General features: G+C 73.4%; 21 protein-coding genes and 1 riboswitch. Of the genes, 10 read left to right on the plus strand and 11 right to left on the minus strand.

What is annotated here, in order from left to right:
* Positions 1-22 precede the first annotated feature (22 nt).
* Together GA0070623_RS08865 and GA0070623_RS08870 are read right to left on the minus strand one after the other, a co-directional pair.
* Positions 23-2,131, minus strand: a complete 2,109-nt coding sequence (locus GA0070623_RS08865; protein WP_067303422.1) for a DUF6077 domain-containing protein — start codon at positions 2,129-2,131, stop codon at positions 23-25.
* 176 nt (positions 2,132-2,307) lie between these two features.
* Complete coding sequence (locus tag GA0070623_RS08870) at positions 2,308-2,946, minus strand: TetR/AcrR family transcriptional regulator (RefSeq protein WP_172898380.1); 639 nt, start codon at positions 2,944-2,946, stop codon at positions 2,308-2,310.
* Positions 2,947-3,123: 177 nt separating this feature from the next.
* On the opposite strand from GA0070623_RS08870, the gene GA0070623_RS08875 reads away from it, so the two are divergent.
* The 4 genes from GA0070623_RS08875 (at position 3,124) to GA0070623_RS08890 (ending at position 8,235) form a co-directional block, all read left to right on the plus strand.
* Positions 3,124-4,017, plus strand: a complete 894-nt coding sequence (locus GA0070623_RS08875; protein ID WP_067303420.1) for an ABC transporter permease — start codon at positions 3,124-3,126, stop codon at positions 4,015-4,017.
* Positions 4,010-4,828: an ABC transporter ATP-binding protein gene (locus GA0070623_RS08880; RefSeq protein ID WP_067303417.1), complete on the plus strand. Its 819-nt coding sequence runs from the start codon at positions 4,010-4,012 to the stop codon at positions 4,826-4,828. Before GA0070623_RS08875 ends, GA0070623_RS08880 begins: the two co-directional genes overlap by 8 nt.
* Positions 4,829-4,995: 167 nt before the next feature.
* Positions 4,996-6,510: a bifunctional cytidylyltransferase/SDR family oxidoreductase gene (locus GA0070623_RS08885; protein ID WP_067303414.1), complete on the plus strand. Its 1,515-nt coding sequence runs from the start codon at positions 4,996-4,998 to the stop codon at positions 6,508-6,510.
* A gap of 24 nt (positions 6,511-6,534) precedes the next feature.
* Entirely contained in the window at positions 6,535-8,235 is a 1,701-nt protein-coding gene (locus tag GA0070623_RS08890; protein WP_089003971.1) for a CDP-glycerol glycerophosphotransferase family protein, read from the plus strand.
* A 281-nt stretch (positions 8,236-8,516) separates the two neighbouring features.
* Here GA0070623_RS08890 and GA0070623_RS08895 read toward each other — a convergent pair whose 3' ends face one another.
* From GA0070623_RS08895 to GA0070623_RS08910, 4 genes are all read right to left on the minus strand, one after another.
* Positions 8,517-9,383: a C39 family peptidase gene (locus tag GA0070623_RS08895; protein ID WP_067311928.1), complete on the minus strand. Its 867-nt coding sequence runs from the start codon at positions 9,381-9,383 to the stop codon at positions 8,517-8,519.
* Positions 9,384-9,644: 261 nt separating this feature from the next.
* Positions 9,645-9,788, minus strand: a riboswitch (cyclic di-AMP (ydaO/yuaA leader).
* A 413-nt stretch (positions 9,789-10,201) separates the two neighbouring features.
* Positions 10,202-10,960: a hypothetical protein gene (locus GA0070623_RS08900; protein ID WP_089004288.1), complete on the minus strand. Its 759-nt coding sequence runs from the start codon at positions 10,958-10,960 to the stop codon at positions 10,202-10,204.
* A 126-nt stretch (positions 10,961-11,086) separates the two neighbouring features.
* A complete protein-coding gene (locus tag GA0070623_RS08905) occupies positions 11,087-11,485 on the minus strand; it encodes a hypothetical protein (protein ID WP_067311888.1) in 399 nt (132 codons plus the stop codon).
* Positions 11,486-11,688: 203 nt separating this feature from the next.
* A complete protein-coding gene (locus GA0070623_RS08910) occupies positions 11,689-12,906 on the minus strand; it encodes an acyltransferase family protein (RefSeq protein ID WP_084261456.1) in 1,218 nt (405 codons plus the stop codon).
* Positions 12,907-13,088: 182 nt separating this feature from the next.
* Between GA0070623_RS08910 and GA0070623_RS08915 the strand changes: the two genes are divergently transcribed.
* The 3 genes from GA0070623_RS08915 (at position 13,089) to pseI (ending at position 16,980) form a co-directional block, all read left to right on the plus strand.
* Positions 13,089-14,414, plus strand: a complete 1,326-nt coding sequence (locus GA0070623_RS08915; RefSeq protein WP_067311890.1) for a polysaccharide pyruvyl transferase family protein — start codon at positions 13,089-13,091, stop codon at positions 14,412-14,414.
* A 65-nt stretch (positions 14,415-14,479) separates the two neighbouring features.
* A complete protein-coding gene (locus GA0070623_RS08920) occupies positions 14,480-15,658 on the plus strand; it encodes a glycosyltransferase family 2 protein (protein ID WP_084261457.1) in 1,179 nt (392 codons plus the stop codon).
* A 269-nt stretch (positions 15,659-15,927) separates the two neighbouring features.
* Positions 15,928-16,980, plus strand: coding sequence for a pseudaminic acid synthase (gene pseI, locus GA0070623_RS08925; protein WP_067311893.1), 1,053 nt, complete (start codon positions 15,928-15,930; stop codon positions 16,978-16,980).
* Positions 16,981-17,247: 267 nt separating this feature from the next.
* Here the strand turns inward: pseI and GA0070623_RS08930 are convergent, their stop codons facing one another.
* The 4 genes from GA0070623_RS08930 to GA0070623_RS08945 form a co-directional block, all read right to left on the minus strand.
* Entirely contained in the window at positions 17,248-17,667 is a 420-nt protein-coding gene (locus tag GA0070623_RS08930; RefSeq protein ID WP_231932722.1) for a hypothetical protein, read from the minus strand.
* Positions 17,668-17,833: 166 nt separating this feature from the next.
* On the minus strand, positions 17,834-18,580 hold the full coding sequence (locus GA0070623_RS08935) for an SDR family NAD(P)-dependent oxidoreductase (RefSeq protein ID WP_067311896.1): 747 nt from the start codon (positions 18,578-18,580) through the stop codon (positions 17,834-17,836).
* Complete coding sequence (locus GA0070623_RS08940) at positions 18,573-20,012, minus strand: AMP-binding protein (RefSeq protein WP_067311899.1); 1,440 nt, start codon at positions 20,010-20,012, stop codon at positions 18,573-18,575. The genes GA0070623_RS08935 and GA0070623_RS08940 overlap by 8 nt, the downstream gene beginning before the upstream one ends.
* The gene (locus tag GA0070623_RS08945; RefSeq protein ID WP_067311903.1) at positions 20,009-20,260 is read right to left on the minus strand and encodes an acyl carrier protein; all 252 of its coding nucleotides are present in this window, start codon (positions 20,258-20,260) and stop codon (positions 20,009-20,011) included. The genes GA0070623_RS08940 and GA0070623_RS08945 overlap by 4 nt, the downstream gene beginning before the upstream one ends.
* 89 nt (positions 20,261-20,349) lie before the next feature.
* Between GA0070623_RS08945 and GA0070623_RS08950 the strand changes: the two genes are divergently transcribed.
* On the plus strand, positions 20,350-20,859 hold the full coding sequence (locus GA0070623_RS08950; protein WP_067311907.1) for a GNAT family N-acetyltransferase: 510 nt from the start codon (positions 20,350-20,352) through the stop codon (positions 20,857-20,859).
* 74 nt (positions 20,860-20,933) lie between these two features.
* Here the strand turns inward: GA0070623_RS08950 and GA0070623_RS08955 are convergent, their stop codons facing one another.
* The gene (locus tag GA0070623_RS08955) at positions 20,934-22,820 is read right to left on the minus strand and encodes a hypothetical protein (protein WP_067311911.1); all 1,887 of its coding nucleotides are present in this window, start codon (positions 22,818-22,820) and stop codon (positions 20,934-20,936) included.
* A 385-nt stretch (positions 22,821-23,205) separates the two neighbouring features.
* On the opposite strand from GA0070623_RS08955, the gene pseB reads away from it, so the two are divergent.
* The gene (gene pseB / locus GA0070623_RS08960) at positions 23,206-24,189 is read left to right on the plus strand and encodes a UDP-N-acetylglucosamine 4,6-dehydratase (inverting) (RefSeq protein ID WP_067311915.1); all 984 of its coding nucleotides are present in this window, start codon (positions 23,206-23,208) and stop codon (positions 24,187-24,189) included.
* Positions 24,186-25,343 (plus strand): DegT/DnrJ/EryC1/StrS family aminotransferase, encoded by a 1,158-nt coding sequence (locus GA0070623_RS08965; protein WP_067311918.1) that lies wholly within the window; start codon positions 24,186-24,188, stop codon positions 25,341-25,343. The genes pseB and GA0070623_RS08965 overlap by 4 nt, the downstream gene beginning before the upstream one ends.
* The last annotated feature ends 7 nt before the right edge of the window (positions 25,344-25,350 follow it).

The following is a 25,350-nucleotide window of genomic DNA, read 5'->3' on the forward strand; positions in this document are numbered from 1 at the left end:
GGTGGCACCAGACGTCCGTCGCTCAGCCCGACCGGCCGTAGCAGGTCGTCGCGCCCGGCCCGGGGCGGCTGGCCAACTTCTCGAAGCCCAGCTCGACGGCCATGTCGCGGGCGTACCGGTTGCCGTTGTAGACGCAGATGGTGCCCACGCCGAGCCGCTCCAGCGCACCGCCGACCTGCTCCCGGTCGGGTTTCTCCCGCCCGTCGGCGAAGTGGGCCAGCAGCAGCCGGTCCTTGGCGAAGTCGGAGTTCAGGTCGTACTCCACCAGGTAGAAGTCGCGCGGCAGGACGACCCGGACCCGGCTGGTGACGATCAGTGAGGTCCGCATGATCGTCGAGGGGGCGAGGACCAACCCGTCCGGACGGTCCTGCCGGGCGATCCAGAAGGCGATCTCCTGCCGCTGCTGGGGCAGCTTCCAGGTGGGGCGGGTGTGTGTCTCCACCCAGCTGTCCGGCGACCACATCGGGGTGGCCCAGACAGCGAACGAGGTGACCATCGCCGCGGCGACCAGGCCGCCGACCGCGCCGCGCAGCAGCCGCGACGGCGACGGGACGGACACCGTGCAGAGCAGGCCGATCAGGGTCGGCAGGGCGAGCAGCCACGGCACCCGCCAGAGCACCACGGAGATGCCGGTCAGCGCGCCGAGCGTCTCCAGCACGCCGGGCACCAGCAGCACGCTCATCACCAGGGCGGCCCCGGCGGCCAGCAGCGCCGGGGTGCGGCGGCGGGCCAGCAGCGGACCGCACCACAGCGCCAGGCCGCTGATCACCCCGACGATCCCGACCAGCAGCGTGCGCCGGTAGGTGTACTCGGCGTCGAAGAAGGCGTCGTCCGCGCCGGCCGCGTCCATCCCGCCCAGCACCAGCCGGGACACCACGATCGCCCCCACCGGGTACGCCACCGCGGCCAGCCCGCCGACCACCGCGTCCTTCCACCGGCCGACCAGCAGCATCGCCAGCCCGGCCGCGCCGACCAGCATCGGCAGGATGATCGCCGAGGTGGTGGTGAGGCCGGCGGCGGTGACCGAGAGCGCGAAGACGAGCAGCAGCGAACGGCGGGACCGGGTGTCGAACCATTCGGTGAGGTAGAGCCACATCAACGGGATGACCGCCGAGACGAACATCCCCTTGCCCTCGTAGAGCCGGGGCAGGTGGAACGTGCCGAGCGCGGCGTCCGAGCCGGCCACCAGGTAGAGGTAGGTCACCGCGACGCTGAACGCGAGCAGCGGCCGGCGCGGGGCCCACCGGTGGGTGAGCCGCCACAGCGCCAGGACGGCCAGCACCGCCATCACCGGCAGCGCGAGGTACCAGGTGGCGGACGCGCCGTGGATGCCGAGCACGTGCGCGAGCGCGCCGTCGAACACCTCGATCGACGGGGTGGGCGGCAGCGAGCCCATCGCCGGGGCGACGTTCTCGGTGAACAGGAAGTCGTTGGTGGGCACCAGGTCACGCTCGGCCACCCAGACCGTCTTGCCGACGTAGTAGACGTCGTCCGGGGTGTTGCGGGCCAGGTAGAGCGAGGAGATCGCCACCCCGACCGAGATCAGCAGCGCGTACCCGGACTGGAGGGCGGTGGGGGTGGGCGGGCCGGGCGGGGCCGCGTCGTCGGCCCGCCAGGCCCGGCGGGTGAGCAGCATGACCCCGACGCCCGCGGCGGCACCGGCGACGGCCGGGATCCACCAGGACAGCACGTCGCCGGCCGGGGTGCCGGCGAGGCCGGCGGTGACGGCGGCCACCACCCCGGCGGCGACCACCGGCAGCAGCCAGCGACGCGGCTGACCCGTCCCGCCGGCCGGCGGGGTGTCGCCCGCCGATGCGGTCGGGGCGCCCGGGGTGGTGGTGGCGGCGCGGCTGCGGCGGACGGCCCGGACGCCGGCCAGCCCGGCGAGCAGGACGCAGCCGACGATCCAGCCCAGGAAGGTCACCGACGGGCGCAGGTCGAACAGGAAGGACACGTGGTAGAGCACCGTCCACAGCGCGAAGCCCAGCACCGCGGCGTCGGTGACGACGGCCGGGGTGGCGGCGAGCGTCGACCGCAGTCGACGTGCGGGCTGCGGTCGGCCGGCGGCCGGCGCGGCGGAGGGCGGCGCGGGGGGCGGCGGCGCGACGGCAACGGGGTCGGCGTTCGGCACGGTTCGTCCTTGTCGTCGTACGGTGCGCGAGGGTCGTGCGGTGGGCGGGCGGCGGTCCACGACGGCGGCCGCCCGGCTGCGGTCCGCAAAGCAGGGTAACCGCAACCACCGTCCGGAGTTGGCCGGCGGGCGGCGTGGCGGCGTCGCGGAGGTGACCTGGTGGGGTGCGGAACCGGTCAGCGGGGCACCGGCGCCTCCCGTTGCCGGGGCACCGTGCCGTTCGCGGTCAGCCCGATGGCCACCGACTCCACCAGCAGGTCCAGGTAGGTCGGGGTGAGCGGGGTACGGGCGATGGCCAGCCGCCAGTACAGCGGGCCGACGATCAGGTCGACGGCCGCGTCGGCGTCGGTGTCGGCGGGCAGCTCGCCCCGCTCCACGGCGAGGCTGATCAGCCGTCCGCCGATCTCCTGCTGCTTGGCCCGCAGCAGCTGCTGGAGGGTCTCGTCGATGGTCGGGTTGCGGGCCGCCTCGGCGAGCAGGTCGGGGATGATCTGCGAGGCCAGTGGATGGCTCAGCGCGTGGGCGACCACCTGGAACAGCAGGGTCAGGTCGCCGCGCAGGCTGCCGGTGTCCAGCGCCGGCAGTTTGCTGCCGGCGGCGGCGACCACGGTCTCGATCACCAGGTCCAGCTTCGAACTCCACCGCCGGTAGATCGCGGTCTTGCCGACCCCGGCCCGCCGGGCGACCGCCTCGATGGAGAGCCGCCCGTACCCGACCGCGGCGAGTTCCTGCATCAGCGCACGGCGGATGGCCCTGGTGATGTCTCCCCTCAGCACCGCCGCACCGGCCGGCGCACGCCTCTTGTCGCTGGTCATCGGGAACTCTTCGCACCTGTCACGTGGGCTAATGTAGCGCAACGACGGTACGGTTGCGTCCCGACGTGTTATGGACTACCGTCCACGCAGCGACGAGGCTGCCCCGGCACCGTGCCAGCCCACCGAATCCATCGTCGCGCGCATCCCGTTGGTACGAAAGATCGGAGCGCCCTTCCCATGGCCACCACCGCGCTGGTCGACCCCGAAACGGGCCTGACCCAGGCGCAGCTGGCCGCTCGGCACGGACTACGGGTCGCCGGCGAGCGCCCCTCCCTGACCGAGTACAGCCGCAGACTGTGGGCCTACCGGCACTTCACCGCCGCGTACGCCAACGCCAAACTGGTCGCTTCGTACAGCAACGCCAAGCTGGGCCAGATCTGGCAGGTGCTCACCCCGCTGACCAACGCCGCCGTCTACTACCTGATCTTCGGCGTGGTGCTCGGGCAGAACACCATCCCGAACTTCATCGCGTATCTGACCACCGGGCTGTTCATCTTCAACTTCACCCAGAGCGCGGTGCTGGCCGGCACCCAGTCGATCAGCGGCAACCTGGGGCTGATCCGGGCGCTGCACTTCCCCCGGGCCTGCCTGCCGCTGGCCGCCACGCTGACCCAGTTCCAGCAGCTGCTGGCCTCGATGATCGTGCTGATCGGCATCGTGCTGGTGACCGGCGAGCCACTCACCCTGGGCTGGCTGATGCTGCCGCCGGCCCTGCTGCTCCAGGCGGCCTTCAACGCCGGGGTCGTGATGGTCGTCGCCCGGATGGGCTCCAAGGCCAGCGACCTCAAGCAGGTCATGCCGTTCATCCTGCGCACCTGGATGTACGGCTCCGGGGTGCTCTACAGCGTCAAGCTGTTCGACCGGCTGCCGGAGTGGGCCTCGACGCTCATCCAGTTCAACCCGATCCTGGTCTACATCGAGCTGGCCCGGTACGCCCTGTTGGAGCAGGCGCCACTGCTCAACGAGTCGCTGACCCAGCTCTGGCTGGTGGCGGCCGGCTGGGCGCTGCTGGGCGGGATCGCCGGGTACGTCTACTTCTGGCGCGGCGAACAGGAGTACGGCCGTGGATGACCGGTACGAGACGTCCAACGACGTCACCGTGACCCTGCCCCGGGTCGTCGAGCGGATCCCCACCGTGGTGGTGGACGACGCGCACGTGATCTACCGGGTGCACAAGGGCGCCGGCGGCGGGAGCACCCCGGTGGCCGCGCTGCGCCGGCTGGTCAAGCGCTCCTCCGCGCCCAACATCCAGGAGGTGCACGCGGTCAAGGGGGTCTCCTTCACCGCGTACCGGGGTGAGGCGATCGGCCTGATCGGCAGCAACGGCTCCGGCAAGTCCACCCTGCTGCGGACCATCGCCGGGCTGCTCCCGGTCAACCGGGGCGCGGTCTACACCCAGGGCCAGCCGTCCCTGCTCGGGGTGAACGCCGCCCTGCTCAACGACCTGTCGGGGGAGCGGAACGTCACGCTGGGCTGCCTCGCGATGGGGATGCAGCCCGACGACGTGGCCCGGATGACGCCGGAGATCATCGAGTTCTCCGGGATCAACCAGCGGGGCGACTTCGCCAGCCTGCCGATGCGGACGTACTCCTCGGGCATGGCGGCCCGGCTGCGGTTCTCCATCGCCGCCGCCAAGAAACACGACGTGCTGCTGATCGACGAGGCGCTCGCCACCGGCGACAAGGGCTTCCGCAAGCGCAGCGAGCAGCGGGTCCGGGAACTGCGCGAGGGGGCCGGCACGGTCTTCCTGGTCAGCCACCAGCTCTCCTCGGTACGCGACACCTGCGAACGGACGATCTGGTTGGAGTCGGGGCTGATCCGGATGGACGGCCCCACGGACGAGGTGATCCGGGCGTACGAGGCATTCGCCAACGGCAAGTAGTATTCCGGGCGCACGTACGGCATCGACCCGGTGCCCGACGGACCGCGTCGTCCCGTGGGGCGGCGCGGTCCGCGCGTTAAGGTTCATCCCGTCGCCACGCTGGCGCAACCTTCCGTTCAGGGCGACCCCCGGAACACGTGCAGACATCCCGAGAGTGAGGATCGGCAATGACGCAGGACCACACCACTGGCCCGGACGCCACACCGGAGACCCCGGCACCGTGGCGGCCCTCGCGGACGGTGGCGGTGGTGCTGGCCGGAGGCACCGGGACCAGGCTGGGCCTGGGCATCCCGAAGCAGTTGCTGAAGATCGCCGGCAAACCGATCATCGAGCACACCCTGGCCGTCTTCGAGGCCGCCCCGGAGATCGACGAGATCATCGTGCTGATGGCCACCGGCCACGTCGCCGACGCCCAGCAGATCGTCGACAAGGCCGGCTTCCGCAAGGTCAGCAAGGTGATCGAGGGCGGCGACACCCGCAACGCCACCACCCGGATCGCCCTGGACGCGGTCGGCGGCGGCGACGTCAACATCCTCTTCCACGACGCGGTACGCCCGCTGGTCAGCGCCCGGATCGTCCGCGAGTGCGTGAACGCGCTGTGGAGCTACTCCGCCGTCGACGTGGCCATCCCCTCGGCCGACACGATCATCCAGGTCGACGAGGACGAGTGCATCACCGACATCCCGGTCCGGTCCCGGCTGCGCCGGGGGCAGACGCCGCAGGCGTTCCGGTCCGGGACCATCCGGGAGGCGTACCGGCGGGCCGAGGGCGACCCGGACTTCGCCGCCACCGACGACTGCGGCGTGGTGCTGCGCTACCTGCCCGGCACCCCGATCAAGGTGATCGACGGGTCGGACGAGAACATCAAGGTCACCCACCCGGTCGACGTGCACCTCGCCGACAAGCTGTTCCAGCTGGCCGCCGCCCAGGCCCCCCGGCTGTCGCACCGCAGCTACACCGAGGAGCTGGCCGGGCGGACGATCGTCATCTTCGGCGGCAGCTACGGCATCGGGCACGACCTGGCCGAGCTGGCCCGCGGGTACGGCGCGCAGGTCTTCCCGTTCAGCCGCTCCAGCACCGGCACCCACGTCGAGCAGACCGGCGACGTCGAGGCCGCGCTGAAGACCGCCTTCGAGGCCACCGGCCGGATCGACCATGTGGTGGTCACCGCCGGCATCCTGGAGAAGGGCGCGCTGGCCGAGATGGACGAGGAGACCATGGACCGGGTGCTCCAGGTCAACTTCGTCGGGCCGGTGATCGCCGCCCGGCAGTCCCTGCCGTACCTCCAGCAGACCAAGGGTCAGCTGCTGCTCTACACGTCCAGCTCCTACACCCGGGGCCGGGCCCAGTACGCGCTCTACTCGTCGACCAAGGCGGCGCTGGTCAACCTGACCCAGGCGCTCTCCGACGAGTGGGCCGAGTTCGGGGTACGGGTCAACTGCATCAACCCGGAGCGCACCGCCACCCCGATGCGTACCAAGGCGTTCGGCGAGGAGCCGGAGCACACCCTGCTGGCCGCCGAGGCGGTCGCCCAGTCCTCGCTCGACGTGCTGATCTCCGACCTCACCGGCCAGGTGATCGACGTCCGCCGGGCCCCCGGCGAGCCGGCCCCGGCCCCGGTGCCGGCCCAGCCGACCACCGCCGAGCACGACCGGCTGCCCAACGGCGTCGACGCCGGCTGACCCCGAGCCCGGAGACGGTACGACATGCGTGGTGACCTGGTCAGGAAACTGATCGCACGGTGCCTGACCACCGGCCTGGCCGTGGTCGCCTTCCTGGTGGTGGCGCTCACCGGGGCCACCGGCTGGGGTCTGGCCCTGGCGGTGGCCGCGCTGGCCGCCGCCGGCTACGAACGCCGGGTCCGCCCGGACGCCGACATCGTCGCCGAGACGGTGCTGCTGGCCGCCGGCATCCTGGTCGGTCACGCCCGCCGGCTCGACGACGGGTTCGACCCGGTGCTGGCGCTGACCGCGCTGGTGCTGCTGGGCCTGGTGCTGCTGGTGGGGCCGCTGCGCGACGCCGGCAACCTGGAGATCCGGGCGGCGAACCTGCCGGTACGGACGTGGACCCCGCTGGTCGCCGCCCGGCTCGACAGCGTACTGCTGGGGCTGCTCGCCGTGGTGGCGGTGGCCGCCGCGTTCGCGCTGCCCGCCGGGGTCGCGCTGGCCGTCGTCCTGCTGGTGGCGGCCGGCTGTGGCGCGGTCGGCCTGGACCTGGCCCGGCGGCGGTTCCGGCCGTCGGGCGGCGGCGGCCCGGTGACCCGGGCGCTGCGGGCGCACCAGCCGGAGTTCCTGCTCTACTTCTCGGCCCCGCCCGGCTCGGAGTACCAGGTCACCATGTGGCTGCCCTACCTGGAACGGCTGGGCCGACCGTTCCTGGTGCTGCTGCGGGAGCCGGAGTTCCTGCCGACGATTGCCGCCGCCACCCGCGCCCCGGTGGTCTACTGCCCCACCCTCAAGGCGATGGACGAGGCGCTGGTGCCCAGCCTGCGGTTGGCGTTCTACGTCAACCACGGGGCGAAGAACAGCCACTGCATCCGGTTCACCCAGCTCACCCACGTGCAGCTGCACCACGGTGACAGCGACAAGGCCCCCAGCGCCAACCCGGTCTCGGCCATCTTCGACAAGATCTTCGTGGCGGGTTCGGCGGCGATCGAGCGGTACGCGCGGGCCGGCGTGGAGATCCCCGCCGAGAAGTTCGTCGTGGTCGGTCGACCCCAGGTCGAGGGCATCGAGGTACGCCAGGCGGCCCGCCCGCTGACCGCCCCGACCGTGCTCTACACCCCCACCTGGACCGGCCACCACGCCGACGCCAACTACTGCTCGCTGCCGGTGGCCGAGCCGCTGCTACGCCGGCTGCTCGACCGGGGGGCCACGGTGATCCTGCGCGCCCATCCGTACACCGGGCAGAACCCGGCCTCGGCCCGGCAGCTGGCCCGGCTCACCGAACTGCTCGCCGCCGACCGGTCCCGCACCGGCCGCGAGCACCTGTGGGGCGCGGCGGCCAGCCGCGAGCTGAGCCTGACCGACTGCGTCAACCGCTCCGACGCGCTGATCTCCGACGTCTCCGGGGTGATCTCGGACTACCTCTACTCGGGCAAGCCGTACGCGGTGACCGACCTGGGTGTCGACGGGGACGAGTTCGTGGCCCGCTTCCCGCTGGCCGCCTCCGGCTACGTGCTGCGCCGGGACATGGCCAACCTCGACGAGGTGCTGGCCGGGCTGCTGGACACCGACCCGCTGATGGCGGCCCGTTGGCAGACCCGCCGTCGCTACCTGGGTGACTTCCCGGCCGACTCGTACGCCGACGGTTTCCTCGACGCCGCCCGGCGGGAACTGGAGCCGGACTGGAACCCGCCGACCCCCCGGGGCGCGTCGGACACCGCCTCCCTCTCCCCCCGCCCCTGACCCACCCACCCCCGCCCGCCCCCACTCGCGCCCGCCCCTGACCTCCCGCCCGCCCGCGCCCGCCGCTGACCCCCCGCCCGCGCCCGCCCGCCCCCGCGCGCCTTCCTCGGCAAGATCACGCTCGATCCATGGTCGAGTGGCATCGCGAGCGCCGGATGCCACTGGAACATGGATCCGACCTCGTTCGTCCGCCGGCGGGATTGGTCCTGCGACAGCGGACCGCCCCGGTGCCCACGGGCGGGCGGCCGGGGCGGTCCGGTTCGCGGATGCGGGGCGGCCGGTCAGGCCGAGTAGCCCCGGGTGGCGATCCAGTTGGCCAGGGTGGTCACGCCGACCCAGTACGCCGGCAGCGACGGGTCCGCCGAGTCGGCGATCCGCACGGTACGACCGTTGTCCCGGTAGCCGACCACGGCGACGTAGTGGCCGCCGGGGAAGGAGTGCCAGCCACCGTCGAGGTCGGTGACGTCACCGGCCACGTTGGCGACCACGGCCCGCTTGGCGGCGACCGTCTCGACCACGTCGGCCCGCAGCCGCTCGACCTGCGCGTCGCTCGGGGTGCCGGCGAACATCCGGGTCCGGTACGGGTCGCCCTTCACCACGGCGTTGAGCACCCGGGTGGTGTCCTCGGCCGAGTTGGTACCCATCTCGGTGGTGCCCAACTGGGCGGCGAGGTCGTCCTGGCCGCGCTCGATGCCGGCCGCGCTGAGCGCGTTGCGCACCGCAGCCGGACCGCAGTAGTAGTAGGTCGTCTGGGCCTGGTAGTCGTAGCGGAGCAGCTTCGACGACGGCGGCTTCGGGGCCACCACCCGGCGGGCCAGGTCCGGGTCGGCGGGGGGCCGGGCCTTCGCCCGGGTGGCCCGCGGCGACGGTGTGGGGCTCGCCGACGGGCTGGTCGTGGGGGTGGCCGACGGGTTGGTCGGGGCGGGGGCGGCGACCCGGGCCTCAGCCCGGCTGGCGATGTCGTCGAGGCGGGGGGCGGTCCCGGCGACGGCGGTCGTTCGCGGCTGGTCGGTCGGGGCGTCGTCGACGCCGGCAGCCAGCGCGGCGGCACCGGTGGCCAGGACGAGGACCGCGGCCGAACCGACCACCACCTGGTACTGACGCTGGCTGGTCAGGCGGCGTAGCTGACGCTTCATGTGGTGCTTCACGGGGTGTTCCTCCACGGGGCGAAGCGGCGGCACGCCGGACCGGCACGCGGTGGGCTACACCACGCGCGGATCGTCGGATGCGCCGCTCGTGCGGTCGGGACCGCCCGACGGGGGGCCGGACGGATCGGCGGGGGCCGCCCGACGAGGGCCGGGCGGCGGGGCGGACGGCCGGGTCAGCGCATCGGGCGCGACACTCCGGCGGTGCTCCGGCGCCGAGGTGGAGGAACTACCGAGGGGGTGGGGTCATGCTGCACGAGGAGGAACTCCTTCCGCTGCCGCCGACCGGGTTAGCTGACGGATTCGGGCGGGAAGATCGCCCTACCCCGGGCCGTGGCCCGGCGATTCACCCCAGTGGTACGTGTGGGTCCCCGGTTCGTGACTAGCACGATTGAGCGGGTCGGCGCGGCGTCGCCTTCGGCGATCGAAAACCGCACCGGACCGCAGCGACACTACTGGTCGCCTTCCTTCTCGCCAACCCCTGTGAGCTGCGCAAACATGCTCCGATGAGCCCTCCTGCGGGGCACTCGGGCACCGACCTGCCGCGGCGGGTCCGATGGTGCGTCCGGCCCCGTCCGGGCGGCAACCGGACAGGTCGCCGGCAACCACCGATGATCGCCACGCTCGATGTCACCGGGTGTGACCACCTGTCCGGATCCCGGGTCGGGGTGACGCCGGCCACACCCGGCAGGTAACAATTCGGTCGCCCACCTGCCACCGAGCCGAGTCGGCCCCTGCCGGCCTACCGGGTACCGGCCGACCGCCCTTCGGGCCGGGAGCGCCGGTGAGCGGGCCGGGATCTCGGGCGGGGCGCCGCCGGGTCAGTTCACCCGGGCCGGTCGCCAGCGGGCGGCGGCGGTCGGACGGGCCGCCGACGTCGCGGGGCGGGGCGAGGGCACCAGGGTCGGGAGCAACCGCTGTGTCGCCGCGTACGCCTCGACGGCCAGCGACCGGGCCGCCTCGGCGGCCAGTTCGGCGTCCCGCCACGCCGCCCGCTCCCACCCGGCCGCGGCCCGGTACGCCGTACGACGGTCCTCACGGACGGCACGGGCGAGCATCACCTCGTGTTCGACGGGGTGCCGACGCGGATCCCACCCGTCGCGGTGCGCGAAGACGTCCCGCAGCCGTTCGACCGACAACTCCCCCCGCCAGTGCGCCGCCACCGCCTCCTGGTGCAACCACCGCTCCCGGTCGGCGTACTCGGCGGGGGTGCGGGGGGTGCGCGGGCGGGGCAGTGCGCCGGCACCGGCGAACCGACGGGCCACCGTGTCCGCCTCGTCGTACGCCTGCCAGGCCCGGTCCAGGGTGTCCTGCGCGGCCAGCCAGGCGGCCCGGCGACGGCGGGCGGTCTGGGCCGCCCCGGAAGCGGCCACCGCCACCTCCTCGGCGTAGCGGCGCAGGTCGGCGACCGGGGGTGGGGCGTCCGGCGGCGGGCCGGCGGCCGTCACGTCGGTCGGCTGGTCCCGCTCGGGGCGGGCGACCAGGACGGCGAGCCCGGTCAGCGCCAGGACGAGCAGCAGGGACCAGATCACGGTGGCGGTCGGGACCTCGATCAGGAACCGGGAGAGCACGGTGTTCACGGTCGACACCTCGTGGGCGGGATGCGGAGAAGCGGAGGCCGTACCGGCGGCGGGACCGGCCGGGCGGTGCGGGGTGAGGTTCGTCGTCGGTGGCGGCGCGGATGGGTCGGCCCCGCGCGGGCCGGGTCAGCCCGCCGGGGGCGCCCGGGGGCCGGCAGCGGCGGCGGGCACCCGGTCGGTCGCCCTCGCCAGGGTCGCCGCCGACCGGCTCCGGGTGGTGCCGACCGGCACCGCGAGCGCCACGGTGCCCACCGGCTCCACCGTCACCGCGGTCGCCCGGTCGACCCGTGGGTCACCGGTGCGGAGGATGTCGGAGCTGCCGCCCGGGGCGGCCGGGGCGGTGGCGGCGGGAACGGACCGGGACGCGTCGAGCGACAGGGCGGTCGCGGCCGGCCCGAACAGCGCGGGGCCGGGCAGCCCGGGGGCGGCGGCGGCGAACGCGAGCGCGACGGCGAGGCTGGTCAGGAGCCGGGACATCCCGCGCACGACCCACCACAGGGGACTGACGGACGCGACCGGGGACACGCGACCACGCTACCGCCGGGGTGACCGGCCCGCAGCACCGCCGGGCGTGTCGCCGCGCCCACCACCGTGGACCCGGTCCGTCCCGCCGGAGGAAGCCCGATCGCCCGCTGTCGGCCCCGCCCGGGGCGGCGGCCGCCGGTGGGACGGCGAATGCCGGGTGCCGGTGGTTGCGGGTGCCGATCGGGTGGCGGGCACCGGTGGGATCAGCGCGGGTCGCGCGGCCCGACGTACTCGACGGGACGTCCGCCGTCGGCCGCCCTCGGCCCCGGCACGACGACCGGCCCGGCGGCTTCGGGGACGGCAGCGCCGGAGACGGCGGCACCGGCGGCGGCCGGCGCGGGTGGGGGGCGGCGGCGGGGGGCGAGGCGGCGCATCATCGGGGTCTCCACCCAGCGGTGCAGGGCGGCGGCCAACGCCAGGTTCACCACCAGGAAGCCGAGCACGGCCAGCGGCCCCGACCAGCCGGGCAGCCCCACGCCCCAGTGCCCGGTGAGCCGCAGCACGGTCATCATCACCAGCACGTGCACCAGGTAGAAGGCGAACGACACCTCGCCGAGCCAGACCAGGGTCCGGTGCCGCCACGGTGACCAGCGACCCTGCACGTCCGCGCGGGCCGCCGCCGGGATGACCAGGATGTACGCCACCGACAGCAGCGCCGCCCACATCTCGGCCGGAATCCAGTGCGCCCCCACCCAGACGGCCACGAAGAGCAGGCTGGCCAGGGGCAGGCCAGGACCCCGCCAGTGGCCGCGGCGCAGCAGCTCGGCGGCGGCCACGCCCAACCAGAACTCGGTGGACCGCACCAGCGGGAAGACCTGGGTGAACCACCAGTTGGTGCCCTCGGGCAGCAACGCCTGCCCGGGCCAGAGTGCCAGGATCACCAGCGGCACCGCCACCACCACGGCCCAGAGCAGGCCGGAACGGGCCCGCCGGATCGCCGGCAGCACCAGCGGCAGGCAGAGATAGAAGAACAGCTCGCAGGAGAGCGACCAGCTCACGTTGTTGATGCTGTAGAAGTAGCCGGGGGTGGGATCCCAGGCCTGGACCAGGAAGAGGTTCTCCAACGCGGCGCGGGGCACCACCGGATCGGCGAACCACCACATCACCAGCAGCGCCGCTCCCCAGGTCAGCACGTGGTTGGGGTAGATCTTGGCGAGCCGGCGACGCCAGAAGTCCCGCCGCCGGTCGCCGTCCCGGGTCGACCAGACCAGCACGAAGCCGCTGAGGATGAAGAAGAACTGCACCCCGGACAGGCCGAGGGTGAACAACCAGTCGACCACCGCCTTGGCGTCCGGCTGGGCGACGATCCGCATGGTGCCGGCGTGGTAGCCGAAGACCAGCATGGCGGCGATCCACCGTAGGCCGGTCAGCGACGGCAGCCGGCTCGACGCCGGGGACGCGGTGGTGGGCACGCTGGTCACGCCGGGCACCCTACCGGCACACCCCCGCCCCGGTGACGCGCCGGGGTGGTACGGATGTGCGGAAGGTGTACGAAATCCCTCCACTGCCCTAACATCGCGGAACCCCCCGGTGCCGACGTAGCCGTGGGTGGGTCGGCGGCCCGTCGGAGGCACGCCCGGCCAACGAGGAACGGAGCAGACTGGTGCACCAGCGGATCCTGATACGGGCGAAGAAGGACCCGTTCGACGTACGCGGCCCGGAGGAGGCGTACGAGGGGAACTGGATCGGGGAGAACAACGGCAACCTGGTCTTCAGCCACGCCGCGCACAAGCTGCTGCGCACCTCCACCGCGCGGATCACCTCCACCGAGTTCAAGGTGGACCTGCGCGACGTCGACCGGATCAACGAGCAGCACGACGTGTACGTCATCCCGCTGGCCAACGCCTTCCGGCGCAGCTACGCCCACCGTATCGAGCTGATGACGAAGCTGGTCGAGCGGCTGCGGATCCCGGTGGTGGTCCTCGGTGTCGGCGTACAGACCGACGTCACCGGCGACCGGGGGTACCTGCGCCCGATCGACGACGTGGTCGCCCGGTTCGTGCGGGCGGCGCTCGACCGGGGGCCGAGCATCGGCGTCCGGGGGGAGATCACCGCGCAGTACCTGAAGACCCTGGGCTTCTCCGCCGTCGACGTGATCGGTTGCCCGTCGATGTTCCTGCACGGCGACCAGCTCCGGGTGGAGAAGTCCGCGGCGGCCCTGACGCCCGACGCCCGGGTGGCGTTGACCGTCTCCCCGTACGTCAAGTCGATGGCGAAGATCATCGCCTCGCACCAGGCCCGCTACCCGAACCTGCGCTACCTCCCGCAGGACCTCAAGACGCTGGGCACCCTGCTCTACGGCGACGCCCCCGAGGACCGGGGCAAGACCAGCGCCATCCCGATCCACACCTCGCACCCGCTGTTCACCGAGGACAAGGTGCGGATGTTCCTCGATCCGTGGACCTGGATGGACTACCTCGCCGGCTTCGACTTCGCCTTCGGCACCCGGATCCACGGCACCATCACCGCGCTGGTCTCCGGCACCCCGGGCTACCTGTTCGCCCACGACTCGCGCACCCTGGAACTGGCCCGGTACTTCGACATCCCGCACCGGCTGATGAAGGAGGTGCCGGCCGACGTGGACGCGGCGCAGCTCTACGCCGAGGCCGACTACACCGCGATGAACGCCGGGCACCAGGCCCGCTACGAGGTGATGCGGGCCTTCCTGGCCCGGCATGACCTGGGCAACGCCTTCGACGACGGGGACAGCGCGGCCCGCTTCGACGCACAGGTCCGCGAGACGCGGTTCCCCCCGGCCGTCCGACCGGCGGTGGCCTGCCCGCCCGAGGAGCTGCTGGCCCGCATCCAGTGGCTCCGGGACCGCAACACGGCCCTCGGTGACGACATACGGGAGCTGCGGGAACAGCGGCTGCGGGCGCGGGTCAAGCGGGCGGTTCCCGCACCGGTACGGCGGATCCTGAGCCGTTAACCCACCGCTCGGTCGCTGTTCAGCAACTCCATCTCCACCGGATACGTCACGTTCCGTGGCCGTCCATGCCCGTGCACCAGGGTGGCGGGGTGGTCAACCAGCCCGCGCCCACCCCGCTGCTCAGCGTCATCGTGCCCGTCCACGGGGTGGAGGCGTACCTGCACCAGTGCCTCGACTCGGTACGCACGGACGTCCCGGCCGACGCCGCGGGAGCGGTCGAGATCGTCGCCGTCGACGACGCCTCCCCGGACCGGTGCGGCGAACTGCTGCGCGCGTACGCGGCCACCCATCCGGGCGTACGAACCGTGCACCTGGAGCGCAACGTCGGGCTGGGTCCGGCCCGCAACGCGGGCCTGGACGTGGCCACCGGGGAGTACGTCTGGTTCGTCGACAGCGACGACTGGTTGCCGCCGGGCACCGTACCGGCGGTGCTGGACCGGCTCCGGGCGCACCGACCCGACGTGCTGATGCTCGACCACCTGCGGGTACGCGACGACGGCCGGCGGGAGGTGGACGCGAGCAGCCACCTGCTGCGCGGCATCCCCGGGGTGGTCCGCCTCGCCGACCGCCCCGGGCTGCTGCGGGTGCAGCACACCGCGTGGAACAAGGTGGTCCGCCGGTCGTACCTCAACGACCTGGAACTGCGCTTCCACCCCGGCTGGTACGAGGACATCCCGTTCAGCAACCCGCTGCTCATCGGCGCGGAGCGGATCTCGGTGCTGGACCGGGTCTGCTACCTCTACCGTCAGGGTCGGCAGGGCGCGATCACCTCCACCCGCAGCGGTCGCCACTTCGACGCCTTCGACCAGTACGACCGGCTGTTCGACTGGGTGGCCCGGCGGCATCCGGACCAGCGGCTGCGCGGTGAGCTGTTCACCCTGATGGTCAACCACATGCTGGTGGTGGTCGGCAACGACGGCCGGCTGCATCCGCACCTGCGGCGGAGGTTCTTCCACCGGGTCGCCGCGCACTACCGCCGGCACCTGCCGCCGGGCGGCTACCCGCGTCCGGGCGGCGTGGCCGGACTCAAGCACCGGCTGGTCGGCCGGGACAACTACCTCGCCTACGCGGTGCTGCGCCAGGCGCACCGACTGGCCGGGTGGCTGCGCCAGGGGCCTGGACTGGCCGGCTGGCTGCGCCGCCCGGTCGCTGGGCCGGAGCCGGCCGCGCTGGTCGACGAGCCGGCCCGCACGGCGGGCCCACCCGTCGAGCGGGACGCGCTGGCGGGCCGCAGCAGCCGGTGAGCGGACACCCCGCCAGCCGGCACGCACTGACGGGCCGCGGCAGCCGGTGAGCGGACACCCCCGCCAGCCGGCACGCACTGACGGGCCGCGGCAGCCGGTACCGGCCACCGCCCACACGGCGGCGATCCGCCCCGGCGGCCGGTGCCGGCGCACGGTCACCGCGGCCGGCGACGGCCCGCGATGACGGCTGCCAACGGCGGCGCGCGGTGCCAGCGTCCGGGTGACGACGACCGGGTACCAGGAACGAGCACAGGAAACAGGGGTCGGAGATGACGACGACAGTGAAGATCGGGCCGCACGTGGTGGGGGCCGGGGAACAGCCCTTCGTGGTGGCGGAGATGTCCGGCAACCACAACGGTGACCTGGGCCGGGCGCTGGCGATCGTGGACGCGGTGGCGGCCAGCGGGGCGCACGCGCTCAAGTTGCAGACCTACCGGCCGGACACCATCACCATCGACGTGGACACCCCGGCGTTCCGCATCTCCGGCGGGCACGAGCTGTGGGGCGGGCAGAACCTCTACCGCCTCTACGAGCGGGCGCACACCCCGTACGAGTGGCACGAGCCGATCTTCACGCGCGCCCGGGAGCGGGGGCTGACGGTCTTCTCGTCCCCGTTCGACCCGTCGGCGGTGGAGCTGCTGGAGGGGCTGGACGTCCCGGCGTACAAGATCGCCTCGTCGGAGCTGGTCGACCTGCCGCTGATCCGGTTGGTCGCGGGCACCGGCAAGCCGCTGGTCATCTCCACCGGGATGGCCACGGTCGCCGAGATCGACGCCGCGGTACGCACCGCCCGCGACGGCGGGGCCGGCGGCATCGTGCTGCTGGCCTGCACCGCCTCCTACCCGGCCCCACCGGCGGACAGCAACCTGCGCCGGATCCCGGTGCTGGCCGACGCGTTCGGGGTACCGGTCGGCCTCTCCGACCACACCCCCGGCATCGGGGTGCCGGTCGCCTCGGTGGCGCTGGGTGCCTGCTTCATCGAGAAGCACGTCACCCTCGACCGGACCGACGGCGGCGTCGACTCCGACTTCTCGCTGAACCCCGACGAGCTGGCCGCCCTGGTGGTCGAGTCCGCGCGGGCGCACGCCGCGCTCGGCGGCACCGCCATCGGTCCCACCCCCGCCGAACGGGAGGGACTGCGCTTCCGCCGTTCGCTGTTCGTGGTGGCCGACGTACGGGCCGGTGACAAGGTGACCGCCGCCAACGTCCGCTCGATCCGGCCGGCCGGCGGCCTGCCCCCGGTGGAGATCGACCGGGTACTCGGCCGCACCTTCACCACCGATGTCCCCCGCGGCACCCCCCTCACCTGGGACCTCGTCTGAGCACACCCCGCACCCCAAAACGGATACCCACCCACACCCTCACCCCCGACGTCCCCCGCGCCCCCTCGCCTGAGCACACCCCCGCAACCCAAGATCAGATTGCCGAAAAGCACACGACACGCCGAAGAAACTCACCATAACCGCAATATGATCATGCTGATCATGATCAACTGCGGCGCGGCAGGCGGAGCCGCGGGCGAAGCAGGGCCACGGGCAAAGCAGGGCGGGGGCGGCCGCCAGGGGGCGGGGCACTGGGCGGGCGGCCGCTCAGGGCGCGAAGGCGACCGTGATCACCAGGTCGGCCAGCTGCAGGGTGCGCCACACCGCCCGGGTGTGCGGGGGTACGGCCAGACCGTGCCGCCGCCACCAGGCGGCCACCGGCACATCGGCCAGCTTGCACAGGCACTCCGCCCGGGTCCACCGCGACCAGAAGTCGACCGGCCCGAACCGCGCGGCCAGCGCGGGCGGGACCTCGGCGGCAGCCCGTTCGGCGTCGATCGCCACCCGCCAGCCGGGGGCGACCGGGCCGTGCCAACCGACACAGCGCCCGTCGTCGAGGTGGCTCCGGGTCACCGCTTGCCGCAGCTCGGCGGGGGTGCCCAGGCGCAGGTGCCGCTCGGCGGCGCGCAGCAGCGCCGGCACCGGCCGCGCCCCCACCGGCGGATACGGGTCGTCACCGGCCGCCACGAACCCGGGCGAACCGCCACCGACCGCCGCCGAAGCTGGCCGGCCACCGCCGATCGTCGCCAAAGCCGGCGCGCCGCCGTCGGCCCCCACGCACCCGAACCAGCCGCCGCCCACCGCCACGGAACCGGGCGGGCCGTGCTCCGGGGGGTGGCCGGATCCGGCGAGGTCAGATCGAGGCGGCACCGTCGACCACGATGACCTGGCCGTTGATGTTGGTCTGCTCGCGCAGCAGCATCCGCACCACCGGTACCACCTCGGCCGGCTCGGTCAGGTGCCCGGTCGGGGTACGCCGGACGATCTGGTCGAGCTGGGTGCTGCCCAGCACGGCGGACATCTCCGAGGCGAAGAAGCCCGGGGCCACCGCGTTGACCAGCAGCCGTCCGCCCAGCTCACGGGCCAGTGACCGGGTCGCCGCGTCCATGCCGCCCTTGGTGGCCGAGTACGCCACCAGGCCGGGGAAGCCACGCTGCGCGCAGATCGAGGTGACGTTGACGATCCGTCCGCGTCGCCCCTGGCCCAGCATCCGCCGGACCACCAGACGGGTGAGCTGCAACGGCGCGGTCAGGTTGGTCTCGACGATCCGGGCGATGTCGGCGGTGGCGGTGTGCGTGTGCATCGAGTCCTGCCCGACGGCGGCGTTGTTCACCAGACCGTCGATCGGGCCGAACCGCGCCTCCACCGCCCGGACGAAGCCCTGTGCGGCGGCGAGGTCGGTGACGTCCACCGCGCCGACGTGCACCCGGTCGGGGTGCTCGACGGCCAGTTTCTCCAGCTCCGGGGTGACGGTACGGGCGAAGGCGGCCACCGTGAGCCCGGCGTCGAGCAGGTCGGTGACGATGGCCAGGCCCAACCCCCGAGACCCGCCGGAGACGAGGACGACGGTGCTGGGTGGCACGGGTACGAAGTCAGACATCGCTCTTCAGGGTCTCCTTGACGGGAATCTCGGTCAGCAGCCGGATCCGGCGCGGTACGGCGTACTCGGGGAGCCGCTCGGCGCACCACCGCACCAGGGTGCCCTCGTCGGGCCACGCCGCCGTCGCCGCCGGCTCGGGCGACACGGCAGACGACACGGCGGGCGACACGGGCGACACGGCGGACGACACGGGCGCGGTAGGCGAAGCGCTGGGCGAGTCCGTAGCCGGGGCGGACGACACGGCGGACGGGTCGGACCAAGCCGCAGACGGGTCGGAAGAAGCAGCGGACAGGGCAGGCGAAGCGGCGGGCGGGGTGGGCTCCGGCGCGGTGGTCGGGACGACCTCGGCGACCACCATCCGGCCGAGGACCGGGGCACGCCGGCCGGTCACCCGCGCCCAGGCGACCCCGGGGTGGGCGGTGAGCACGTCGCGCACCAGCCCGGCGGAGACCTTGCTGCCGCCGACGTTGATCTCGTCGGAGTCCAGCCGACCGGTGATCACGACCCGGTCGTCGACGATCTGCGCCCGGTCGCCGGTACGGACCGGCCCGCCGTGCCCGACCCCGTGGTGGGGTGAGGTGATCACCAGCTCGCCGTCGCGCACCGAGAGGGTGGGGCGGCCGGGGGTCACCCGGTCGAGCCAGTCGACCGGGAAGCCGGCGCGGCCGTCGTGCACCACGATCGACGCGCCCACCTCGGAGGAGGCGTAGATCCAGGAGATCCGGGCGGCCGGGAAGATCGCCCGGAGCCGGTCCAGGACGGTCTGGTCGACGGGTTCGCCGCCGAGGGTGAGCTGCCGCAGCGGCACCCGGGCCAGCGCCTGCGGATCGCGGTGCAGGGTGCGCCGCCAGAAGGTGGGGGTGCCGGAGACGGCGTCGACCCCGTGCGCGGCGGCGATCGCCGGCCAGTCGTCCAGTTCCTCCGGGTCGACCACCACCAGATGCTGACCGGGCTGGGTCAGCGACAGCGTGACCACCTGCCACCAGGCGTAACTGCCGGGGGCGTACGGGCAGAGCCAGGTCCGCTCCGGTTGGACCCCGCGCACCGTGGTCAACGAGTCGAGGGTGTGACCGACCCGCTTGGGCCGGCCGGTCGAGCCGGAGGTGAGCAGCCAGAGCCGGCCGTTCTCCGCTGCCCTGGGCACGGCCGGCGGCACGGTCCGCGCCACCCCGTCGGTGAGTACGGTGACGGCGAAGCCGGCGGCGCTCAGGTCGTCGCGCATCGCCGCGTCGATCCGGCCGGGGCCGGCGAGCAGCAGTTCGGTGCCGGACGCGGCGTGTTGCCGGGCGACGGCGAGCGCGTCGGCGGCACCGGCGGCGACGACCGCACCGGGTGACGGCACCGTCGGGGTGGGCAGGTCCCGCCAGCTCCGGGCCACCCCGGCGACGACGACCCGGTTGTCCAGCCCGGCCGGTGAGGTCGTGACGGTCACTGCCGCTGGAGTTCGGCGAGGAAGTCGAGGACGTCCCCGACGGTGGCGATCCGCCGCAGGCCGGGGGCGTCGAAGTTCAGTTCCTCCCCGGTGACGTCCTCCACCCGCAGGGCGAGTTCCGAGAAGTCCAGCGAACGGAAGCCGATCTCCCGCAGGTCTGCGGAGTCGTCGTCGGGCAACGCCCGACCCTGGTTCTGCAACACCTGCGCCATGAGGTCGCGGACCTGTGCGCGACTCAATTCTTCCATGCGGCGCAGTGTACAGCCCGGCAATTCCCCGGCCCATTTACCCGGGTATGGTCCGTAGGGATCCATGCGGTTAACACAAAGGGGTACCAGTGCTGCGCGAGGCCACCGAGGACGACGTTAACCTGATGTTGTCCTGGCGTAATCAGGAAACCAACCGGCAGGTCAGCAAGACCAGTCACCGGATCACCGCCGAGGAGCACGCCGCGTGGTGGGCACGGGTCCGCGCCGACCCGGCCCATCGCATCCTGATGTACGTCCACGACGGCCTGACCGCCGGCGTGGTGACCTTCTCCGACCTGCGCCTCGACGGTCCACGGACCGCCTCCTGGGGGTTCTACCTGGACGCCGACGGACTAGCCGGGCGGGGTGCCACCCTGCCCGCCTGGCTGGGCGTGATGCGGGCGGCGGTGGACTACGCCTTCGACGTGCTCGCGCTGGACCGGCTCGACGGCGAGGTGTTGGCGCACAACACGGTCGTCCGGCAGATGAACCGTCGTTTCCGGTTCGTCGAGGGCACCGTAGGCCGAGCGTCACACAACGGACGGGAAGTCGATGTCGTACCCATTTCTCTGACTCGCGAGAATCGCCGCCGGCGGTAATTTCCACCATTGTCCGACGACCATTCACCGGGCGGCCATCCGACGTTAACCGGCCGCTGTCGGGGCCGTGCGGATCAGCGGCGACGCCAGGCGGCCCAGTGCTGTTCCACGTTGCCGCCCAACCGGACGAACCCGTGCCGGGCACCGTCCCAGTCGTCCGGCTCGCCCGGTGCCCACCGGACGAAGACCACGTCGGCGTCGGCCGGCGGGTTGTCCACGAACCACCGCACGTCGGCCCAGGTGACCTGGTGGCTGAGGTTGAACCGGAGCACCCACTGCACGCCGAGGGACGCCCAGACCCGGTCGCCGGGGCGTACCCCGACGTCGGCCACCCGGGGGGTCGGCGCGGTCGCGGCGACCATCGGGCGGACCAGCCGGTCGGTGATCACCTGCATGGTGCCGAGGTTCACCGCCACCAGGGCGGCGAGCACCGGCACCCGCCACCGGGGACGCCGTACCGCGACGACCAGCAGCAGGCAGCCGACCAACCCGACGACCGCCCCGGTGAACGGCCGGAACTCGCGCCAGCCACCGGTCAGCGCCATCAGGTCCGGAGCGCCGAACCCGCCGTAGCGCAGTTCGTGCCCCCGGCTGGCCACCCAGGCCAGCCGGGCGGCGATCAGCGTCGCGCCGGCGAACAGCACCCCCGCCGCGACCGCCGCACGACGCCACCGTGACCGGGGCGTCGCGGTCACCAGCATCCCCACCCCGACCAGCAGCCAGAACGGGGCGAGCATCTGCACGTACCGACCGTAGATCGCATCCAGCGGCTTGGTGGTGATGCCGGCCAGGATCACCGACGCGCCGGCGGCCACCCCGACGCTGGTCACCAGCGCCACGCCGAACGTCCACCGGGCCGCCCCCACGTCGGCCGCCGACCGGCTCCCCCCGGCGGCGACGGCCGCGCCCGGAGCCGGGGTCACGGCCAGGTCCGGGGCTACGGCCAGGTCCGGGGCTACGGCCGGAACCGGGGTGGTGGCGGTGGAGGTGTCCACGGCGGGGCGGCGGAGCAGGGCGGTGACGGCACCGGCCCAGGCGACGCCGGCCAGCCCGAAGGTGATGACCACCAGGTACCAGAGCTGGGTGGCGACCGCCGCGCCGACCCGCAGCAGCCCCGGCCCGGAGGCGACGGCCCGTACCGTACCGCCGCCGGGTGGGTCGCCCAGCAGGTACACCCGGTCGCCGAGCAGCCGGATGACCACCGCGTTGAGCAGTGCCGCCGCCAGCACCGGCAGCACCGCGGCGAGCACCTGCGCCGGGCTGATCCGCCGGCGCAGGAACAGCAGCAGCACCAGACCGACGTGCACCCCCACGATCACCAGGCCCCGGGAGTGCAGCAGGTGGAACGCCCCGACCAGGGCACCCGCCCCGGCGGCGACCAGCGGGCCGGGTCGGCGTACCCAGTGGTGCACAGCCAGCAGCCAGGCCAGCACCAGCGGCGCCAGCACCGCGTCGATCATCGCCACCCCGGCGTAGAAGACGGTCGCCGGCAGGGTCGCCGCGACGACGGCGGCGGCCAGCGCGACCGCCCGGCGCACCGGCACCAGCCGACGGACCAGCAGGTACGCCAGCGGCAGGACCGTCGCGTTCACCGCCGCGTTGATCAGTTGCACCAGCCGGTAACTGTCGGCGAAGTCCCGCTCGCCGAGGAACGCCGGGGAGATCAGCAGCGGGTAGCCGACCCGGCGCAGCGGCCCGTTCTCGCTGCTGAATCCGCCCGGCCCGCCGGCCAACGCGCGGGCGGTGTGCAGGTAGCTGTCCTCGTCGGTGTGCGCGATGGGCAGCGGCACGTGCCGGGACAGCCACATCCGCCAACCGACGCCCAGCAGCCAGCCCACCGCCAGCAGCACCGGCACCAGCCAGCGGCGTCGGCCGGCCGGCCGCGCGGGCGAGCCGACGACCACCTCTCGCCTGACCTCGGTGCCGGACACCATCGTCGCCTCCCGCTCGTCGGAGTGCACCCGTCTGCCCGCCGGCCACGGCCCGGCAGGACCCCGGACCGGCAGAACCCCGGGCCAGCCGGAACCCGGACCGGTGGCCAGCCACGACCGGAGCCCGGACCGGCAGCGGACCGGCCGGGCGCGCGGTGACGGCCCCCGAGGTGCCGGACGCGGCCCGGCGGGTGCCCACCGGTCGCGCCGGGCCACTGTAGTCAGCACCGTCTCCGCTGGTCAGCCCGGTCGGGGCCGGGTCGGAAGTGTTCGCCTGGCGGAGGTCCGGCATTCACGGGAGCAGCGCGGGCGGTTCACCCGGGAGCGTCGGGGTGTTAACCCGGCCTGGTTAGCGTCCGTCCGGTCGCCTGGCCCGAGCCGGTGGCGCAACGACCACGAGTTGGGGAGCACCAAATTGAGTGAGTTGAATGGGTCCTCCATTCTGATCACCGGCGGGACGGGGTCCTTCGGGAAGGCCTTCCTCCGGCACGTCCTCACCGTCGCCGACCCGGCCCGGGTGGTGGTGTTCTCCCGCGACGAACTCAAGCAGTACGAGCTGCGTCAGCAACTCGGCGACGACCCCCGGCTGCGCTGGTTCATCGGCGACATCCGGGACCGGCACCGGCTCACCCGGGCCATGCACGGGGTTGACCACGTGGTGCACGCCGCCGCGCTCAAGCAGGTGGACACCGCCGAGTACAACCCGTCGGAGTTCATCGCCACCAACATCACCGGCTCGCAGCACGTGGTCGACGCGGCCATCGAGGCCGGCGTCCGGAAGGTCATCGCGCTCTCCACCGACAAGGCGTCCAGTCCGATCAACCTGTACGGCGCGACCAAGCTCGTCGGCGACAAGCTCTTCGTCTCGGCCAACCACTACGCCGCCCAGCACCCCACCCGCTTCGCCGTGGTCCGCTACGGCAACGTGGTGGGCAGTCGGGGCTCGGTGGTGCCGCTGTTCCGGCGACTCGCCGACGAGGGCAGGAGCCTGCCGATCACCGACAAGCGGATGACCCGCTTCTGGATCACCCTGGACCAGGCGGTGCAGTTCGTCCTGGACAGCTTCGACCAGATGCAGGGCGGCGAGCTGTTCGTGCCCCGGATCCCCAGCATGCGGATCCTCGACCTGGTCGAGGCGGTCGCCCCGGAGGCCACCACGCACGAGATCGGCATCCGGCCCGGCGAGAAGCTGCACGAGGAGATGATCGCCCCGGACGACAGCCGCCGGACGCTGCGCGCGAAGGACCGCTTCATCGTCCAGCCGACGATCGCCACCTGGGGCTACCAGCCGCCGGTCGACTGCGAGCCGGTGCCGGACGGCTTCGCCTACCAGTCCGACGGCAACGACGAGTGGTTGAGCGTCCGGCAGCTGCGCGACATGCTGGGCATCACGGCGTGACGGCGATGCTCCCGTACGGCCGGCAGTCGATCACCGACGACGACGTCGCCGCCGTGGTCGCCACCCTGCGCAGCGACTGGCTCACCACCGGCCCCCAGGTCGACGCGTTCGAGGCGGACCTCGCGGGCTGGACCGGCGGGGCCGGCTGCGCGGCCGTGGCCAACGGCACGGCCGCCCTGCACGTGGCGTACGCGGCGGCCGGGGTGGGGCCCGGCGACGAGGTGGTGGTGCCGCCGATGACCTTCGTGGCGACCGCCAGCAGCGCGGTCGCCCTCGGCGCGCGGATCGTCTTCGCCGACGTCGAGGACGAGACGTTCACCCTGGACCCGGCGGCGGCAGCCGCCGCGACCACCGCCCGGACGAAGGTGGTCGCCGCCGTCGACTACGCCGGCCACCCGGCCGACTACGACGCCCTGCGCGCCGCGCTGGCCGGCTCGGACGCGCTGCTGCTCGCCGACGCGGCGCACTCCATCGGGGCCACCTACCGGGGTCGGCCGGTCGGGTCGCTGGCCGACCTGACCACCTTCTCGTTCTTCCCCACCAAGAACCTCACCACCGCCGAGGGCGGCGCGGTCGCCACCGCCGACCCGGAGCTGCTGAAGCGGGCCCGCCGGTTCCGCAACATCGGCCTCGTCCGGGAGCGTGCCGAGCTGCGCGCGCCGGACGAGGGCGGCTGGCACCAGGAGGTGCACGAGTTCGGGTTGAACTACCGGCTGCCGGACGTACTCTGCGCGCTGGGCCGTAGCCAGCTGCGCCGGCTCGGTGACTTCCTCGCCGCCCGCGCCCGGCTGGTGGCCCGCTACGACGAGGCCCTGGCCGGCCTGGACGGGGTGCTCCCCCCGGCCCGCCGGTCGTGGGCCGCCCCCGCCTGGCACCTCTACCCGGTCCGGGTCCTCGACGGCCGCCGCCGCGAGGTGTACGACCGGATGCGCGCCGCCGGCATCGGCGTACAGGTCAACTACCTGCCGGTGCACTGGCACCCGGCCTTCGCCGACCTCGGTTACCGGCGCGGGTCCTGCCCGGTGGCCGAGTCGTTCTACGGTCAGCAGCTCTCGCTGCCGCTGTACCCGGGCCTCACCGACGCGGACCAGGACCGGGTGATCGACGCGCTCGGCGCGGCGCTGCGCGGCGTCACGGCGTCCGCCGCCGCCTGACCGGGGG

It is taken from the genome of Micromonospora rifamycinica (assembly GCF_900090265.1).
GTDB classification, from domain to species: Bacteria; Actinomycetota; Actinomycetes; order Mycobacteriales; family Micromonosporaceae; genus Micromonospora; species Micromonospora rifamycinica.

Excerpts from the sequence above, each read along its gene's own strand:
- GA0070623_RS08870 (WP_172898380.1), bottom strand. The coding sequence starts at position 2,946 with ATGACCAGCGACAAGAGGCGTGCGCCGGCCGGTGCGGCGGTGCTGAGG.
- GA0070623_RS08875 (WP_067303420.1), top strand. The coding sequence starts at position 3,124 with ATGGCCACCACCGCGCTGGTCGACCCCGAAACGGGCCTGACCCAGGCG.
- GA0070623_RS08890 (WP_089003971.1), top strand. The coding sequence starts at position 6,535 with ATGCGTGGTGACCTGGTCAGGAAACTGATCGCACGGTGCCTGACCACC.
- GA0070623_RS08935 (WP_067311896.1), bottom strand. The coding sequence starts at position 18,580 with ATGTCTGACTTCGTACCCGTGCCACCCAGCACCGTCGTCCTCGTCTCC.
- GA0070623_RS08885 (WP_067303414.1), top strand. The coding sequence starts at position 4,996 with ATGACGCAGGACCACACCACTGGCCCGGACGCCACACCGGAGACCCCG.
- GA0070623_RS08945 (WP_067311903.1), bottom strand. The coding sequence starts at position 20,260 with ATGGAAGAATTGAGTCGCGCACAGGTCCGCGACCTCATGGCGCAGGTG.
- GA0070623_RS08920 (WP_084261457.1), top strand. The coding sequence starts at position 14,480 with ATGCCCGTGCACCAGGGTGGCGGGGTGGTCAACCAGCCCGCGCCCACC.
- pseI (WP_067311893.1), top strand. The coding sequence starts at position 15,928 with ATGACGACGACAGTGAAGATCGGGCCGCACGTGGTGGGGGCCGGGGAA.